The organism is Nevskia ramosa DSM 11499 (genome assembly GCF_000420645.1).
Taxonomy (GTDB): Bacteria; Pseudomonadota; Gammaproteobacteria; order Nevskiales; family Nevskiaceae; genus Nevskia; species Nevskia ramosa.
The window spans coordinates 454346-467977 of the sequence record NZ_ATVI01000007.1; the positions used below are offsets into that span (position 1 = coordinate 454346).

General features: G+C 65.2%; 10 protein-coding genes. 3 read left to right on the forward strand and 7 right to left on the reverse strand.

From position 1 onward, the window contains the following. Positions 1 to 24 precede the first annotated feature (24 nt). Both G513_RS25960 and G513_RS0113425 read left to right on the forward strand, forming a co-directional pair. Entirely contained in the window at positions 25 to 204 is a 180-nt protein-coding gene (locus tag G513_RS25960; protein WP_169560643.1) for a hypothetical protein, read from the forward strand. Then, positions 201 to 683, forward strand: coding sequence for an acyl-CoA thioesterase (locus G513_RS0113425; protein WP_022977368.1), 483 nt, complete (start codon positions 201 to 203; stop codon positions 681 to 683). The genes G513_RS25960 and G513_RS0113425 overlap by 4 nt, the downstream gene beginning before the upstream one ends. Positions 684 to 751: 68 nt before the next feature. On the opposite strand, the gene G513_RS22980 is transcribed toward G513_RS0113425, so the two are convergent. The 4 genes from G513_RS22980 to G513_RS0113445 form a co-directional block, all read right to left on the reverse strand. After that, the gene (locus G513_RS22980; protein ID WP_022977369.1) at positions 752 to 2917 is read right to left on the reverse strand and encodes a TonB-dependent receptor; all 2166 of its coding nucleotides are present in this window, start codon (positions 2915 to 2917) and stop codon (positions 752 to 754) included. A gap of 254 nt (positions 2918 to 3171) precedes the next feature. Continuing rightward, complete coding sequence (gene pbpG / locus G513_RS0113435; RefSeq protein WP_022977370.1) at positions 3172 to 4227, reverse strand: D-alanyl-D-alanine endopeptidase; 1056 nt, start codon at positions 4225 to 4227, stop codon at positions 3172 to 3174. Between the two features lie 158 nt (positions 4228 to 4385). After that, positions 4386 to 6587 (reverse strand): PQQ-dependent dehydrogenase, methanol/ethanol family, encoded by a 2202-nt coding sequence (locus tag G513_RS22985; protein WP_022977371.1) that lies wholly within the window; start codon positions 6585 to 6587, stop codon positions 4386 to 4388. A gap of 136 nt (positions 6588 to 6723) precedes the next feature. Beyond that, positions 6724 to 8952: an OPT family oligopeptide transporter gene (locus G513_RS0113445; protein WP_022977372.1), complete on the reverse strand. Its 2229-nt coding sequence runs from the start codon at positions 8950 to 8952 to the stop codon at positions 6724 to 6726. A 171-nt stretch (positions 8953 to 9123) separates the two neighbouring features. Here G513_RS0113445 and G513_RS0113450 point away from each other — a divergent pair, with 171 nt between their 5' ends. Next, positions 9124 to 11388, forward strand: coding sequence for an ATP-dependent DNA helicase (locus G513_RS0113450; RefSeq protein ID WP_028475524.1), 2265 nt, complete (start codon positions 9124 to 9126; stop codon positions 11386 to 11388). A gap of 52 nt (positions 11389 to 11440) precedes the next feature. On the opposite strand, the gene G513_RS24995 is transcribed toward G513_RS0113450, so the two are convergent. The 3 genes from G513_RS24995 to G513_RS0113465 all read right to left on the reverse strand — a co-directional run bounded on the left by G513_RS24995 (position 11441) and on the right by G513_RS0113465 (position 13632). After that, the gene (locus G513_RS24995) at positions 11441 to 12301 is read right to left on the reverse strand and encodes an ADYC domain-containing protein (RefSeq protein ID WP_022977374.1); all 861 of its coding nucleotides are present in this window, start codon (positions 12299 to 12301) and stop codon (positions 11441 to 11443) included. 116 nt (positions 12302 to 12417) lie between these two features. Beyond that, the gene (locus tag G513_RS0113460) at positions 12418 to 12702 is read right to left on the reverse strand and encodes a hypothetical protein (RefSeq protein ID WP_022977375.1); all 285 of its coding nucleotides are present in this window, start codon (positions 12700 to 12702) and stop codon (positions 12418 to 12420) included. 171 nt (positions 12703 to 12873) lie between these two features. Further along, positions 12874 to 13632: a response regulator gene (locus G513_RS0113465; protein ID WP_033417707.1), complete on the reverse strand. Its 759-nt coding sequence runs from the start codon at positions 13630 to 13632 to the stop codon at positions 12874 to 12876.

Genomic DNA, 13632 nt, shown 5'->3' on the forward strand with positions numbered 1-13632 from the left:
CAGCGACCTGCAGAGCGAAGAACGATGCACTGCCGCGTGATCGCGGGAAGCTCGCAGGCGTTCTTCGACAAGCAGGACAAGGGTCGCACCGGCACAACGCCAACGCGATCCGAGCCGGCCGTCGACGGAATCGTGGAACATGGCGCGGCGGTGCTCAACCAGCCGCCTCCATCCAACCGATTCTCTTTCCCGAAATCCCGATGAACCCAAGTACTTGCACTGCTGCCGCCGATCTGCTGGCTGACCCGCGCCTGAAACAGCGAGCCGCCTACGGCCACTGGGTTCACGAGCACGTGCGCTGGTCCGACACCGACATGGCTGGCCACGCCAACAACCTGGCCTGCGCCGCGTTCGCCGAAACCGGCCGCGCCATCCTGCTGCGCCGCTTCATGGCGCCGGACGCCGATCCGCGGGCATTGCTGGTGCTCGCCGAATTCCGCATCAAGTATCTGAGCGAAATCTATTGGCCGGCCGAAGTCGACGTCGGCACCGGCGTGTCAACGATCGGCAGCCGCTCTTGCCGCATGGTCCAGGGTCTGTTCATCGGTGATCGCTGCGTGTCCGTCGCCGAATCGGTGCTGGTGATGATCGACGAAACCACGCGCCGTTCCGCCGACATTCCCCCGACTGTCCGCAGCCTGCTGCTGGACCACGTGATCGTCGCAGCGGGGTGCCATTTCTAGATCCCCTGCGACTGCAGCGCCGGACCGGCCTGCAGTGAGGCAGCGCTGCGCAGACAGACGCCTTGTGCTCAGAAGCCGGCGATCAGGCTGACCCGGACGTTGGCCGGCGCACCCGGCAAGATGTTGTTGTCGGTATGGGCGTTGACGAAGTAGTCCTCGCCCAGCAGGTTCTCGACGTTCAACTGGGCGCGGATCTTCGGGGTCAGGGTGTAGAAGATCGCGCCGTCGACCCGGGTATAGCCTTCGAGCTTCACCGCATTGCTGGTGGTGGTGTACATCGAGCTGCGGGTGAAGACGCCGACGCCGGCGCCCCAGGACGGCGTGAAGTCGTAGCGGTTCCACAGCGAGAACGTGTTGTACGGCACGTTCGCGGTTCTCGAGCCGTCGCGAGCGGTGGCGCCGGTGGTCGCGGTCAGCTTGCTGTCCTGGTAAGCGTAGCCGCCGGCCATGCTCCAGGCCTTGGTGATGTTGCCGCTGACGCCGAGTTCGATGCCCTGGGTCCGCGCGCCATCGCCGAGCGTGGAGGCATCGCCGGCATTGATCGGCGGCAGGATCACGTTGCTGCGATCGAGCTGGTAGACCGCAATGGTCACCGACAGATCTGGCCGAAGGTCCCACTTCGCGCCGACTTCATAGTTCTTGTATTCCTCGGGATCGAAGGCCTTGTTGGTCGGCGACAGCGAAGCCAGCTGCTCGCCGGAACGCGGCAGATAGGACAGCGAGTAGCTCGCATAAAGCGAAGCGACCTCAAGCGGCTTGTAGATCAGGCCAACGCGCGGCGAAACCAGACTGTCCTTGGTGTTGATCTCGCGATTCTCCGGCGCCACATCGGTGCGGCGGTTGGTGAAATCGACATTGAACTGATCGAAGCGGACACCGACCACCGCCTCGAACTGCTCGGTGATGCGGATCTGGTCCTGGGCATAGACCGCCGCAATCTTGGTAACGCTCGAGTTGTTGCCATCGTTGGCACCGACGACCCAGCCGACCAATGGCTCGGAGATGTTCGGATCGCTGGCCGAGGCGATGAAGGTGGTATCCGGATTGGCGTCTGCATCCGGGCCATCGGCGAACTGGCCGGTCAGGCGCAGGTTGGCAGTGCGCTGGCGGCCGAACTCGGCGCCGGCCAGCAGCGTGTGCTGGAAGATGCCGGTACTGAGCTTGTAGATCAGATCGGTCTGGTTGAACAGGTTCTGGCGATCGGTTGCCGCGAAGTAGGCCTGGATCGGCACCGTGCCGGTCGCGCTGACCGCGCCGCTGGCAAAAACGTTCTGGTAGAACTTGTCGTAGCTGCCGTACAGCGTGCGGTTGCGCAACGTCAGGTTCGGTGTGAACCGATGTTCGATGCCGACGGTCGTGGTGTTCAGTTCGGTGTCGGTCGGGCTCAGTTTGGGGTTGCCGAAGAAGGTCGATTCATCAGTCGGAAACGGCTTGCCGTTCTGCGAAGCGATGCCGCGATCGGCGACCCGCTCGTCCCGGAAATACTCGTAGCCGAGCGTCACCAGGGTGTTCTTGCCGGTGCGCAGCGACAGCGTCGGATTGATGCCATCGCGTTGCAGACTCACGCCGTCGCGATAGGACCCAGAATCCTCCAGCAGCGCGGTGATCCGGCCCGATATGTTCTCGTTGAAGCCGGTGCCCAGGTCGACGGTCGCCCGCCTGTTGGCAAAGCTGCCGACCTGCAGGGACATTTCCCGCACTTCGTCCCAGTTCGCCTGGCGGGTCACGCGGTTGATCACGCCACCGACGCCACCACGGCCGAAGATCATCGCGTTCGGGCCCTTCAGGACTTCGATGCGCTCGATGTTGTAGAGATCACGGTAGTACTGCACGTCGTCGCGCATGCCGTTGACGAAGAAATCGGACGTCGAGGCATTGCCGCGGAACACCGGCGTTTCACGATTGCCCTCGCCCTGCGCCATGACCACGCCCGGCACATAGCGGACGACATCGGCGATGTTCTGGGCGGACTGATCGAGCACCTGCCTGCGGGTCACCACCGTGATCGACTGCGGCACGTCGACCAGCGGCGTATCGGTCCTGGTCGCGGTGCTGGTGTTCGAGACGTGATAGCCGTCGTCGATCGTTTCACCCACCACCTGAACCGGCGCCAGTTGCACCGGCGCGTCCGTCGCCTGGGCAAATCCTGCGAGAGGACAGCCGCCGAAGGCGACAGCAATGCCGATGGCGAAAGCGGATCGGCGGGGAATGATGGCTAGACGTTCTTCGTTCATGGCTCGATTCAGCATGGGGCGGCGGACCTTCACCCGGCAGGGGTGAAAAAGTTCGCCACGTTACTGAATCGAATGAGAACGATTTGTAAACGCGTTTTGAGGAAACGCAAACGCGGGACAGGCTGCAAAAACCAGCGGAGCAAAGGCCTACGAGAAGTCCGTTCACTCGCCGCTCTTACTGCGGCGTGCGGGTAGCTCGGCTCGAAATCTCCGAGCTCAGCCTCGCTGGCTGAGCGCCGCCCTGATCAGGGCCGTCAGGAAGAAGATGCCGCCGCAGCCGTGGCGATCGGTCCCGGCTGAGCCGGCGCCTTGGCTTCGAGCGCCAGGCGCCGGCGCACGCGGGCGGCATCGGCGTAGCGGGTCAAGGTGCCGTTGGAGTCGAGGAAGATCATCGCCAGACGGCGGCCTTCGACGGTGACGTGCATCACCAAGCAGCGGCCAGCTTCGTTGGTGAAGCCGGTCTTCTGCAGGTCGATGTTCCAGTCGCCCTCGGCGCGCACCAGACGATTGGTGTTGCCGAAGGTCAGCGTCCGGCCGTTGGTGTGGACGGTGCTTTCCAGCTGCGTCGTGTGGCTGCGCATCAGCGGCTGGGCGCGGGCGGCGATCAGCAGGCGATGCAGGTCGCGCGCGGTCGAGACGCTGCGATTGGACAGGCCAGCCGGATCGGCGAAATGGGTCGAGTTCATGCCCAGCGACTTGGCCTTAAGGTTCATCGCTGCGATGAAAGCTTCACGGCCGCCGGGATAGTTGCGGCTCAGCGCCATCGCCGCGCGATTCTCGGACGACATCAATGCCAGCAGCAGCATCTCGTCGCGGGTCAGCTCGGAGCCGACCGCGAGCCGCGAATAGGTGTGCTTTTCGGTATCGACGTCGGCGCTGCTGATCTCCAGCACCTCGTCCATCGGCAGCTTGGCATCGATCACCACCAGGCCGGTCATCAGCTTGGTCAGCGACGCGATCGGCAGCACGACATCGGGATTCTTCAGCGCCACCGCTTCGCCGCTGTCTTCGTCGATGACCAGGGCTGCGTTCGACTTCAGCACCAGATCGCTGGTCGCGGCCTTGGCCTTGGCTTTCGCCACGGCCTTGCGCTTGGCCGGGGCGACGGTCGGGCGGCCCTTCGCGGCAGTCTTCGACGAAGCCTTCGCCGCCGTCTTTGGCGGAGCCTTCGATTGAGGCGCTTTCGCGCGCTCTGCGACGGTCGCGGCCTGGGCCGGAATCACACAGGCGGCCCAGATCAATGGCAGGACCAGAAACAGCCCGAGAGCAAGCTTGCGCGGCGCCGGCCGGGCGGAGGAAAGAGTGTTCACTAGGGGATTAAGACCTGAGCCTAGGTTGATGATTCGCAAACCTTATCAACTTGAGAGGCTGCTTGTCTTTTACGTTGGTGTGGATGATCGCTGCCGTGTGTCGGCTGCCAGCACCTCGAAGGTGCTGGCAGCCTTGCGGCAAACGAATCAGCGCAGTCTCACTTCGCGCTGGCGGCGCCCTCGGCAGGGCTGCCGAGCGCCTGTTTCAGCGCATGCGAGCGCTCGATGATGTACTGGTGGATCGCTTCGACTTCTTCGGGGTTGAAGCGGCCAGCGAACGACGGCATGCCGCGATCCGACTTCGCTCCGGCGACGATGCCGGCGAAGATCGCGTGCTTCTCCGGCGTCAGGTAGCGCAGATCGGGAATCACGCCGCCGCCGACGGCGTTGAGGCCGTGGCACTGCGCGCAGTTGCCGATGAACAGTTCGGCGCCGCGGGCCAGCGTCTTCGCGTCGGCCTTCACTTCCTGCAGTTCGGGCAGCGGCACCGCTTCATTCTTCGGCGCCGGCAGGCTCGCGGTGCCGCCGATCTTGAAGGTCAGCACCCGCGCTTCCGGACGAACCTTGGCGTAGTTCGAAATCGCGCCGCCGATCAGCGGGAACACGCCGCCCCAGCCGGCCATCACGGTGACGTACTGCTCGCCGTCGACTTCATAGCTCATCGGCCCGGCCATGACGCCGGAATTGGCCGGCGATTCCCAGAGCTTCTCGCCCTTGTCCGCCGAGTAGGCAACGACGCGGCCATCGGCCGTGCCCTGGAACACCAGATTGCCCGCGGTCGCCAAGGTGCCGCCGTTCCAGATGTTGGTGTACGGCTGGCTCCAGACCTGCTTCTGGGCGACCGGGTCCCAGGCGATCAGCCGGCCCTTGAGCGAGGCGGCGATCTGCTCGATGACCTTCGGATCGGCCGGGATCGGCAGATCGCCACCGATGTTCCAGACGCCTTCACGGTTGTCGAAGCCCCCACCGTCAGCAACCACCTTGTGCGGCGCCATCATCGAGGCCACTTCCTGCGCCGGGATGTAGACCAGACCGGTCTTCGGACTGAACGACATCGGCTGCCAGTTGTGCGCGCCGAACGGGCCCGGAGCGACGACCTTCGCCTCCTTGCTCCAGTCGGCCACCTTCTGGTCGACCACCGGCCGGCCGGTCTTCAGATCGACGTGCGTGGCCCAGGTGGTCGGCGCGAACTTCTCGGCCGACAGCAGCTTGCCGTCCTTGCGGTCGAGCACGTAGAAGAAGCCGTTCTTCGGTGCATGCAGCAGCACCTTGCGCAGCTGACCGTCGAGGGTGATGTCGGCCAGGATGATGTTGGCGCAGGCGTCGTAGTCCCAGTTGTCGTTCGGCGTTTCCTGGTAGTGCCAGGCGTACTCGCCGGTCTCGGCCTTGACCGCGACGATCGACGAGATGAACAGGTTGTCGCCGTTCGGCTCGTCGCGTTCCAGCTTGTTCCAGGACACGCCGTTGCCGGTGCCGAAATAGATCAGATCGGTCTCCGGGTCGTAGGCGATGGTGTTCCAGACGGTGCCGCCGCCGCCCTGCTTCCAGTACTGCTTGCCGGTCCAGGTCTTGCGCGCCAGGGTGATCGCCGCGCTTTCGTCCGGCTTCGCGGGATCACCCGGCACGGTGTAGAAGCGCCAGGCCAGCTTGCCCGTGGCAACGTCGAACGCGGAGATGTAGCCGCGAGCGTTGTACTCGGCCCCGCCGCTGCCGACCAGCACCAGATTCTTGACCAGCAGCGGCGCACCGGTCAGCGCGAAGGTGCGGCCGGAACCGTCCTTGGCGTCGACTTCCCAGGCCTTGGTTCCATCCTTGGCGTTGATCGCGATGACTCGGCCATCGAAGGCTGCGACATAGACCTTGCCCTGACCGATCGCCACGCCGCGATTGACCACATCGCAGCAGGCATTGCCGGACTTCGAGCGCTGCACTTGCGGGTCGTACTTCCACAGCTGCTCGCCGGTCTTGGCATTGATCGCGTAGACGATGCTGTAGGCGCCAGTGGTGTACATCACGCCGTCGACGACCACGGGCGTGGCTTCCGCACCGCGATCGATGTCGACCTTGTAGCTCCAGGCCAGACCCAGCTTGGCGACGTTGCCGGCGTTGACCTTCTCCAGCGGGCTGTAGCGCTGCTCGTTGTAGGTGCGGCCGGTGCTCAGCCAGTTGCCGGGTTCGCTGTCTCCCGCGGCGATGCGCGCGGTGTCGACCAGCTTCGGCTCCGCCGCTGCTGCCGCTGCCGGTTCGGATGCCAGTTCGGATGCAGGGGCAGGCGTGTTGCGCTGGCAGCCAACGCTGAATGCGACGAGGCTGACGAGCGCCAGCTTCGGCAAGGAATTCCAGATGAGGATGTTGTTCATCGTGAGGCGAGTCTTGGTCCGTGGAGATCGAGCGGCAGGGCCGCGAGCAGCAACATTATCGCAGTGCAGAACCGCAGACCCAAGGCGGACGTGTACTTAATCGTCCTTGACGAACGCCGATGAAAATTCACTTGCGTCAGGCCTTCGGCGGCGTTCTGACGGCTTCCCTGCCCGCCCAGTAAAGCACCACCACCAGCAAGGCATACGGCAGCACCGACAACAGATCCGCGTTTGCACCTTCGAAGAACGGATTGTGGGCCGTCGACCAGTCGGTGATGAAAGTATCGAAGTCGCTCAGCACGCCGGCGGTGAAGGCGATGATGATGCCGGCCAGGGCACCGCCGGCGATGTAACCGGAGGCCATCAGCACACCCGGACTGCGGTCGCCGGCCGCGCTCTGTTCCTCGGCCGTGGCATTGCGATGCTCGGCCTGCCGGTTGCGTCGGCGATCGACCGCCCAGCGCACCAGACCGCCGACGAAGATCGGCATCGACGATGACAGCGGCAGATAGACGCCGACCGCAAACGCCAGCGACGGCACGCCGCACATCTCCAGCACCAGGGCGATCATCACCCCGAACAGCACCAGCGCCCACGGCAGTTGCCGGTCGAGAATGCCCTTGATGATGTAGGACATCAGCACCGCCTTGGGGGCATCGTACTTGCGCACTTCGCTGCCATCCGGTCGCTGCTTGTAGGCGCCGTTGATGCCCGGATCGACCAAGTAGACAACCTTGCCGTCGTCACCGACCAGGTACTTCCCGGCGGGGCCGCCAGCAAGATCGGTCTTGTGCCAGACCCGATAGCGATGGCCATCCTGCTCGGCCTGCGGGCCCTGCAAGCCTGCGGTCTCGGTGAGCTTTGCAGCGTCGGTGCTCAAACCCGGCGCCACCTGCGCGATCGGTACGTAGACGGTGGCGGCATCGTTGAGCTTGATCAGGATCGGCCCGAGCATCAGCGCCGAGGCCAGTGCGCCGAACAGGATCGCGTACTGCTGCAGGCGCGGTGTGCCGCCGACCAAGAAACCGGTCTTCAGATCCTGCGAGGTGGTGCCGGCGTTGCTGGAGGCAATGCAGACGATCGCGCCGACCGACAACGCGGTGACGTAGTACGGCCCGCCGGTCCAGCCGACCAGCAGGAAGATCAGGCAGGTGAACAGCAGGGTCGCCACGGTCATGCCGGAAATCGGATTGCTCGATGAGCCGATCTCGCCGGTCAGCTGCGAGGACACGGTGGAGAACAGGAAGCCGAACACCAGGATCAGCAGCGCGCCGAGCAGGTTCATGTGCAGCGGCGTGGCCAGCATGATGGCGACGACCAGCAGCAGCGAGCCGATCAGCACCCACTTCATCGGAATGTCCTGATCGGTGCGCTTGCTGCGCATGCTGCTTTGGCCGACACCGGCGCCGCCGAAGCTCCGCAAGGCGTCCCGCAGGCTGTGCCAGATCATCGGTATCGCCCTGACCAGACTGACGATGCCACCGGCCGCCACCGCGCCGGCGCCGATGTACAACACGTAGGCACCGCGGATGTCGTCCGGGCTCATGTCCCGGATCAGCTTGACGCCGGGTGCCAGCGGCACGGTCAGCGCATCGCCGAAGAAAGCGATCATCGGGATCAGCAGCAGATAGGCCAGCACGCCGCCGGCGCACATCAACGCGGCGATCCGCGGCCCGATGATGTAGCCGACGCCAAGCAACTCAGGGGAGATTTCGCAGCTGATCGAGCCCGCCTTCAGCGGCGCGCCGAAGACCTGCTCCGGCACATCCTTCCAGCCCTTGAAGGCGACGTTCAACGCCTTGTACAGCAGGCCGATGCCGAAACCCGCGAAGATGATCCCGGCGCGGCTGGCGTTGGCGCGGCTGTCATCGGCGCTGCCCTTCGATAACTCCGCCGCCTTCAGCACTTCAGCGCAGGCGGTGCCTTCCGGATATTTCAGGGTCTCGTGCTGGGCGACGATCAAGCTGCGCCGCAGCGGGATCATCATCAGGATGCCGAGCAGCCCGCCGAGCACGCCGACCAGCAGCACCCGCAGGATGTCGAGATCGAAACCGAGGATCAGGATCGCCGGCAGGGTTACGCCGAGACCGAAGGCGATCGATTCGCCCGCCGAGCCCGCGGTCTGGACGATGTTGTTTTCGAGGATCGTCGAATCGCGGCCGCCGGCTTTCGAAACCAGGCGAAACAGGGTGATCGCAATCACCGCCACCGGAATCGAGGCACTGACCGTCAGCCCGACCTTGAGCACCAGATACAGCGACGAAGCGCCGAAGACCATGCCGAGCAAGGTGCCGAGCACCACGGCGCGCACGGTGAATTCGGCAATCTGCCGATCTGCCGGGATGAAAGGCTCGGGGGGCGTCATGGAAACTCCGTCGCGGTGGGTGGAACTCGGTGAGCAAATGACACGCCATCCGATCCATCCCGGCAGAATGCCGCAGCCGTGACCACCGCATCTACAACTGGCAAGCCAGCCCGCCCTCTGAAGCCCCGAGCGAAGGCGGCGGCGAAGTCTTTGGCTGGCGCCGAAGACGAGATGACGGCGATCATCGTCCCGGTTCGCGAACTGGTCGAATTCACTGCCAAGCGTGGCGATCTCGATCGCCGCTTCACGCCGGCACCAACCGGCCAGCAAGGCATCGCCGGCCACGCCAAGGTCACCGGGCGGCGTCCGGATGGGTACGAGCGTGAAGTCGCATTGGAAGGTCGACACGAGGACCTGCGGGTCCGCGGCCGGGCCGATGGCTATGACGCCGCCGGCAACGAACTCGAAGAGATCAAGACCCATCGTGGCGACAGCGCGCGGATTCCCGACAACCATCGCGCCTTGCACTGGGCGCAGCTGAAGGTCTACGGCGCGCTGCTGTGCCGGGCGCGCGGGCTGGCATCGATCACCCTGACCCTGGTCTATTTCCGCATCGACGACGAAACCGAAACCTCGACCAGCGAAAGCCACGAGGCGGCAGCGCTGTTCGGGTACTTCGAACAGCAGGCGGCGAACTACCTGGCCTGGGCGCGCCAGCAGCAGGCGCATCGGCTGGCCCGCAATCAGGCCATCGAAGCGCTGACTTTTCCGCACGTCGAGTTCAACGCCGGCCAGCGCGCGCTTGCTGCCGCCGTATACCGCGCAACCTTGAACAAGCAGCCGCTGCTGGCACAGGCGCCGACCGGCATCGGCAAGACGCTGGGCACGCTGTTCCCGGCGCTGAAAGCCTGCACGCGGGCACCGATCGACAAGCTGTTCTTTCTCACCGCGAAGTCGCCGGGACGGCAAGTCGCGCTGGACGCGCTGGCGTTGATCCAGGGCGATCAGCCGGCGCTGCGGGTGCTGGAACTGGTGTCGCGCGACAAGAGCTGCGTGCATCCGGACAAGGAATGCCACGGCGCCTCCTGCCCGCTGGCGCGGGGTTTCTACGATCGCTTGCCAGTCGCGCGAGCCGCGGCGGTGAGCAGCGCGAAGCTCGATCAGCGCAGCGTGCAGACGGTCGCCGCCGAGCATGTCGTCTGCCCGTACTACCTGAGCCAGGAACTGGTCCGCTGGGCCGATGTCGTGGTCGGCGATTACAACTATTACTTCGATGCCCATGCGTTGTTGCACGGCTTGACCGTACTCAACGACTGGAAGATCAGCCTGCTCGTCGACGAAGCCCACAACCTCGTCGATCGTGCTCGCGACATGTATTCGGCAACGCTCGATCAACGCGCCCTGCAGCGCGCGCGCAAGGCTGCACCCGACGAACTGCGAGCCTCACTGAATCGCGTGCAGCGACGCTGGCCCGCGGCCGATCTCGATGCGCCGGATGGCTATCAAACTCTGGACACCCTGCCCGCCGCGCTGATCGACGCGCTATCGGATTTCATCGCCGCTGCGAGCAGGCTGCTCGGCGAAACGGGCGAGCGCCTGCCGTTCGACCTGCAGCAGTTCTTCTTCGATGCGATCGGTCTTGTGCGGCTGGCGGAAAGTTTCGGCCCGCATTCGATGGTCGATCTGAGCCGGCATTCTCCGGACGCCTTCAGCACCAAACCGGGCTCGACCCTGTGCGTCCGCAACGTCGTGCCGGCGCCATTCCTCGGTCCACGCTTCGCTGCCGCGCATGGCGCCGTGCTGTTCTCGGCAACGCTCAACCCGCCGGACTACTACCGCCAGCTGCTCGGGCTGGCCGAGGACACACCCTGGCTCGACATCGCGTCGCCGTTCTCCGCCGATCAGCTCTCGGTGCAGATCGCCAGTCGCATCTCGACCCGCTTCGATGCCCGCGAAGCTTCGCTGGCACCGATCGTCGCGCTGATCGCCACGCAGTACCGCAAGCAGCCGGGCAACTACCTGGCCTTCTTCAGCAGCTTCGACTACCTCGATCGCGTGCTCGCCCGGCTGATCGAAACGCATCCGGAACTGCCGGTCTGGGCGCAGCAGCGGCGCATGGACGAGCCGGCACGCCTCGCCTTTCTCGAACGCTTCAGCGCGACGGATCAGGGCATCGGCTTCGCCGTGCTCGGCGGCGTGTTTTCCGAAGGCATCGACCTGCCCGGCGCACGGCTGATCGGCGCCTTCGTGGTGACGCTCGGCATTCCGCAGATCAACCCGGTCAACGAAGCGATGCGGGCGCGGCTGGAAACCCTGTTCGGCGCCGGCTACGAATACGCCTACCTGTATCCGGGCCTGCGCAAGGTGGTTCAGGCCGCGGGGAGAGTGATCCGCCATCACAGCGATCGCGGCACCGTGGTGCTGGTCGATCGCCGGTATGCGCGTGCCGACGTGCAGGCCTTGCTGCCGGCCTGGTGGGCGATCACGCGCTCCTAGATCGTCTCCATGACCTGCCTCTGGGAAGGCCAGCCATGGCTTCCGTGCCTGCTCACTTCGCCGGCAGCAGCCGCGAGTGATTGAACATGCGCGCACCCAACGCTCTTGCGCTGTTCTCGTCGCAATGCGGAATCGCCGACAGCCGCGGGCATTGCGCCTTTAGCTGGTCCAGCGTCACCACGTCGTTCCAGCGCGTATGCGCCACACACACCGCGCCCTGCGGCGACCAGCCAGCCTCGAACACATAGCTCGCATCGTCCGCCGCGCCACGCTTCTGGATGCCGAGGTCGTCGAAGTTGTCGATCGACGTGCCCTGCTTGGTGTGCGGCGTGCCGTCACCACAGTAGTCCGCGCGCGCCATGCGCACGCAGGCAGCGTGGAACGGTGCCAGGCTCTCGCCACTCGGGCCCTTCTCCCACGGCGGATAACCCCAGCGCACGCATTTGGCGACCACGCCCGAAATGCAACTGACGGTGATCTCGCCGTCGCGGCCCGGATGCCCCGGTGCGAGTTTCAGCGGCAGCCCCCAGGTTTCGCCATCCGCATTCGGCGCGCAGGCGTTCTTCCAGCCACCCTGCCCGTCCGAGGTCTCGAACTCGTGACGCAACACCTGCGGCTGCTTCGGGTCCGGGGTGATCGACTTGAGTTTCATCGGCGCGACCTGCCCGCCGTCGATGCCGACGTGAATCACCGCGCCTTCCAGTTCGCGCCCGCGCAGTACCCGGCCATCCGGCATGCGCAGCACGAATGCGCTGCCGTCCACGTCCAGCGTGGCGCCGGCGGCGACCGCGGCGGGCGATTCGGGGGCGGCGGCAGGCGGCGGTGTCGCGGCAGAGTCCTGCCGGTTGCAGGCAGTCGAAGCCGCAGCGAGGACCAGCACCGCGAGCACACGCGGCAGCGCAAGGATGTTCATGGCAATCCGGAGAGCATGACCCGCAGGCTGGCGGCCTGCCGCGCAAAAGAATACGTCCGCCGGACAAGACCCAGGCGGACGCAAGGGAAAGATTCTGAACCCGGGATGGGGCGGGCTCAGCGCAGCGATACCGTCTCGCCGCTGGGCAGGGTCACCGCGAGGTACTTGCCGGCCTGCGTGCCGGTGGTGGTCTGGCCGTTGAGCAGGATGCCTTGCAGCGTGATGCCTTGCAGCGAGATGCCTTGCAGCGTAACGCCTTGCAGCGTGACGCCCTGAAGAATCGGGCCCTGAAGCACGGGGCCGTTGAGCCTGACTCCAGCCTGTGTCGGCATGGACAGGGCAGCGAAGACCAGCGCAGCGGTGGCGAGAGCGGAGAAAGAGAAGGACTTGGAAGTGGTCATGGCGAAACTCCTGCAGGTGTGTTCGAGAGGAGAATTCCTTTCGATGAAAACAGGCTACGCCCGGCCTGTTTCCACCCAAGTTCCAAATCCTGAAACATGATGTCCGGGATGTTTCCGCTCATCCGCTCCTGCAATCGCAGAGGCCTGACGCCCCTCCTCACTCACCCGCCTCTATCTGCCGTAATTCGGCCCATCGGACGGCAGATACTCGTAGCCGCCACCATGCCCGCGCACCGTGCGGATCACGGTCGGATCGCCCGGCACTGGCTCGATCTTGCGCCGCAGGCGCGTGATGCGCAGGTCGATGGCGCGGTCGAAGACCTCGCCCGGATCGGTGCCGGACAACTCCAGCAGCTTCTCTCGCGAAAGCACCACGTTGGGGTGATCGGCAAAGGCGGTCAGCAAGCCGAACTCGGCACCAGTGACGGGCAGCACCTCGCCAGAGGTATCGACCATGCGCCGACGCGTGCGGTCCAGCTTCCAGCGGCCGAACCAGGCTTCTCCCGGCGCGCGCTGGCGTTCGACCGCGCTGACCGGCATCGCCTCCAGTGGTTGGATGTTCTGCGAGGGACGCCGCCGCAGCACGCTGCGCACGCGTGCGAGCAGCTCTCGCAGATCGGCCGGCTTGGCTACGTAATCATCGGCGCCCAGTTCCAGGCCGACCACCCGATCCGCCGTCGCGTCGTTGCTGGTCAGCATGATGACCGGCACATCGGAGCCGGCGCGCAGCCAGCGCAGCACAGAAAGGCCGTCCTCGCCGGGCATGATCAGATCGAGGATCACGCAGTCCGCCGGCGCAGTCGCAAACGCGGCGCGCAGGGCCGGGCCACCGTCCAGGCTCAGCACCTCGTAGCCCTGGCTGGATAGATAGTCCACGACCAGTTCGCGCAGCATGTCGTCGTCGTCGACCACGGCGATGCGGGATTTCAC

Bases quoted from the DNA above. Each gene is read 5' to 3' on its own strand.
- G513_RS25960 (WP_169560643.1), top strand. From the start codon at position 25: ATGCACTGCCGCGTGATCGCGGGAAGCTCGCAGGCGTTCTTCGACAAG.
- G513_RS0113425 (WP_022977368.1), top strand. From the start codon at position 201: ATGAACCCAAGTACTTGCACTGCTGCCGCCGATCTGCTGGCTGACCCG.
- G513_RS22980 (WP_022977369.1), bottom strand. From the start codon at position 2,917: ATGAACGAAGAACGTCTAGCCATCATTCCCCGCCGATCCGCTTTCGCC.
- G513_RS22985 (WP_022977371.1), bottom strand. From the start codon at position 6,587: ATGAACAACATCCTCATCTGGAATTCCTTGCCGAAGCTGGCGCTCGTC.
- G513_RS0113445 (WP_022977372.1), bottom strand. From the start codon at position 8,952: ATGACGCCCCCCGAGCCTTTCATCCCGGCAGATCGGCAGATTGCCGAA.
- G513_RS0113450 (WP_028475524.1), top strand. From the start codon at position 9,124: ATGACGGCGATCATCGTCCCGGTTCGCGAACTGGTCGAATTCACTGCC.
- G513_RS24995 (WP_022977374.1), bottom strand. From the start codon at position 12,301: ATGAACATCCTTGCGCTGCCGCGTGTGCTCGCGGTGCTGGTCCTCGCT.
- G513_RS0113460 (WP_022977375.1), bottom strand. From the start codon at position 12,702: ATGACCACTTCCAAGTCCTTCTCTTTCTCCGCTCTCGCCACCGCTGCG.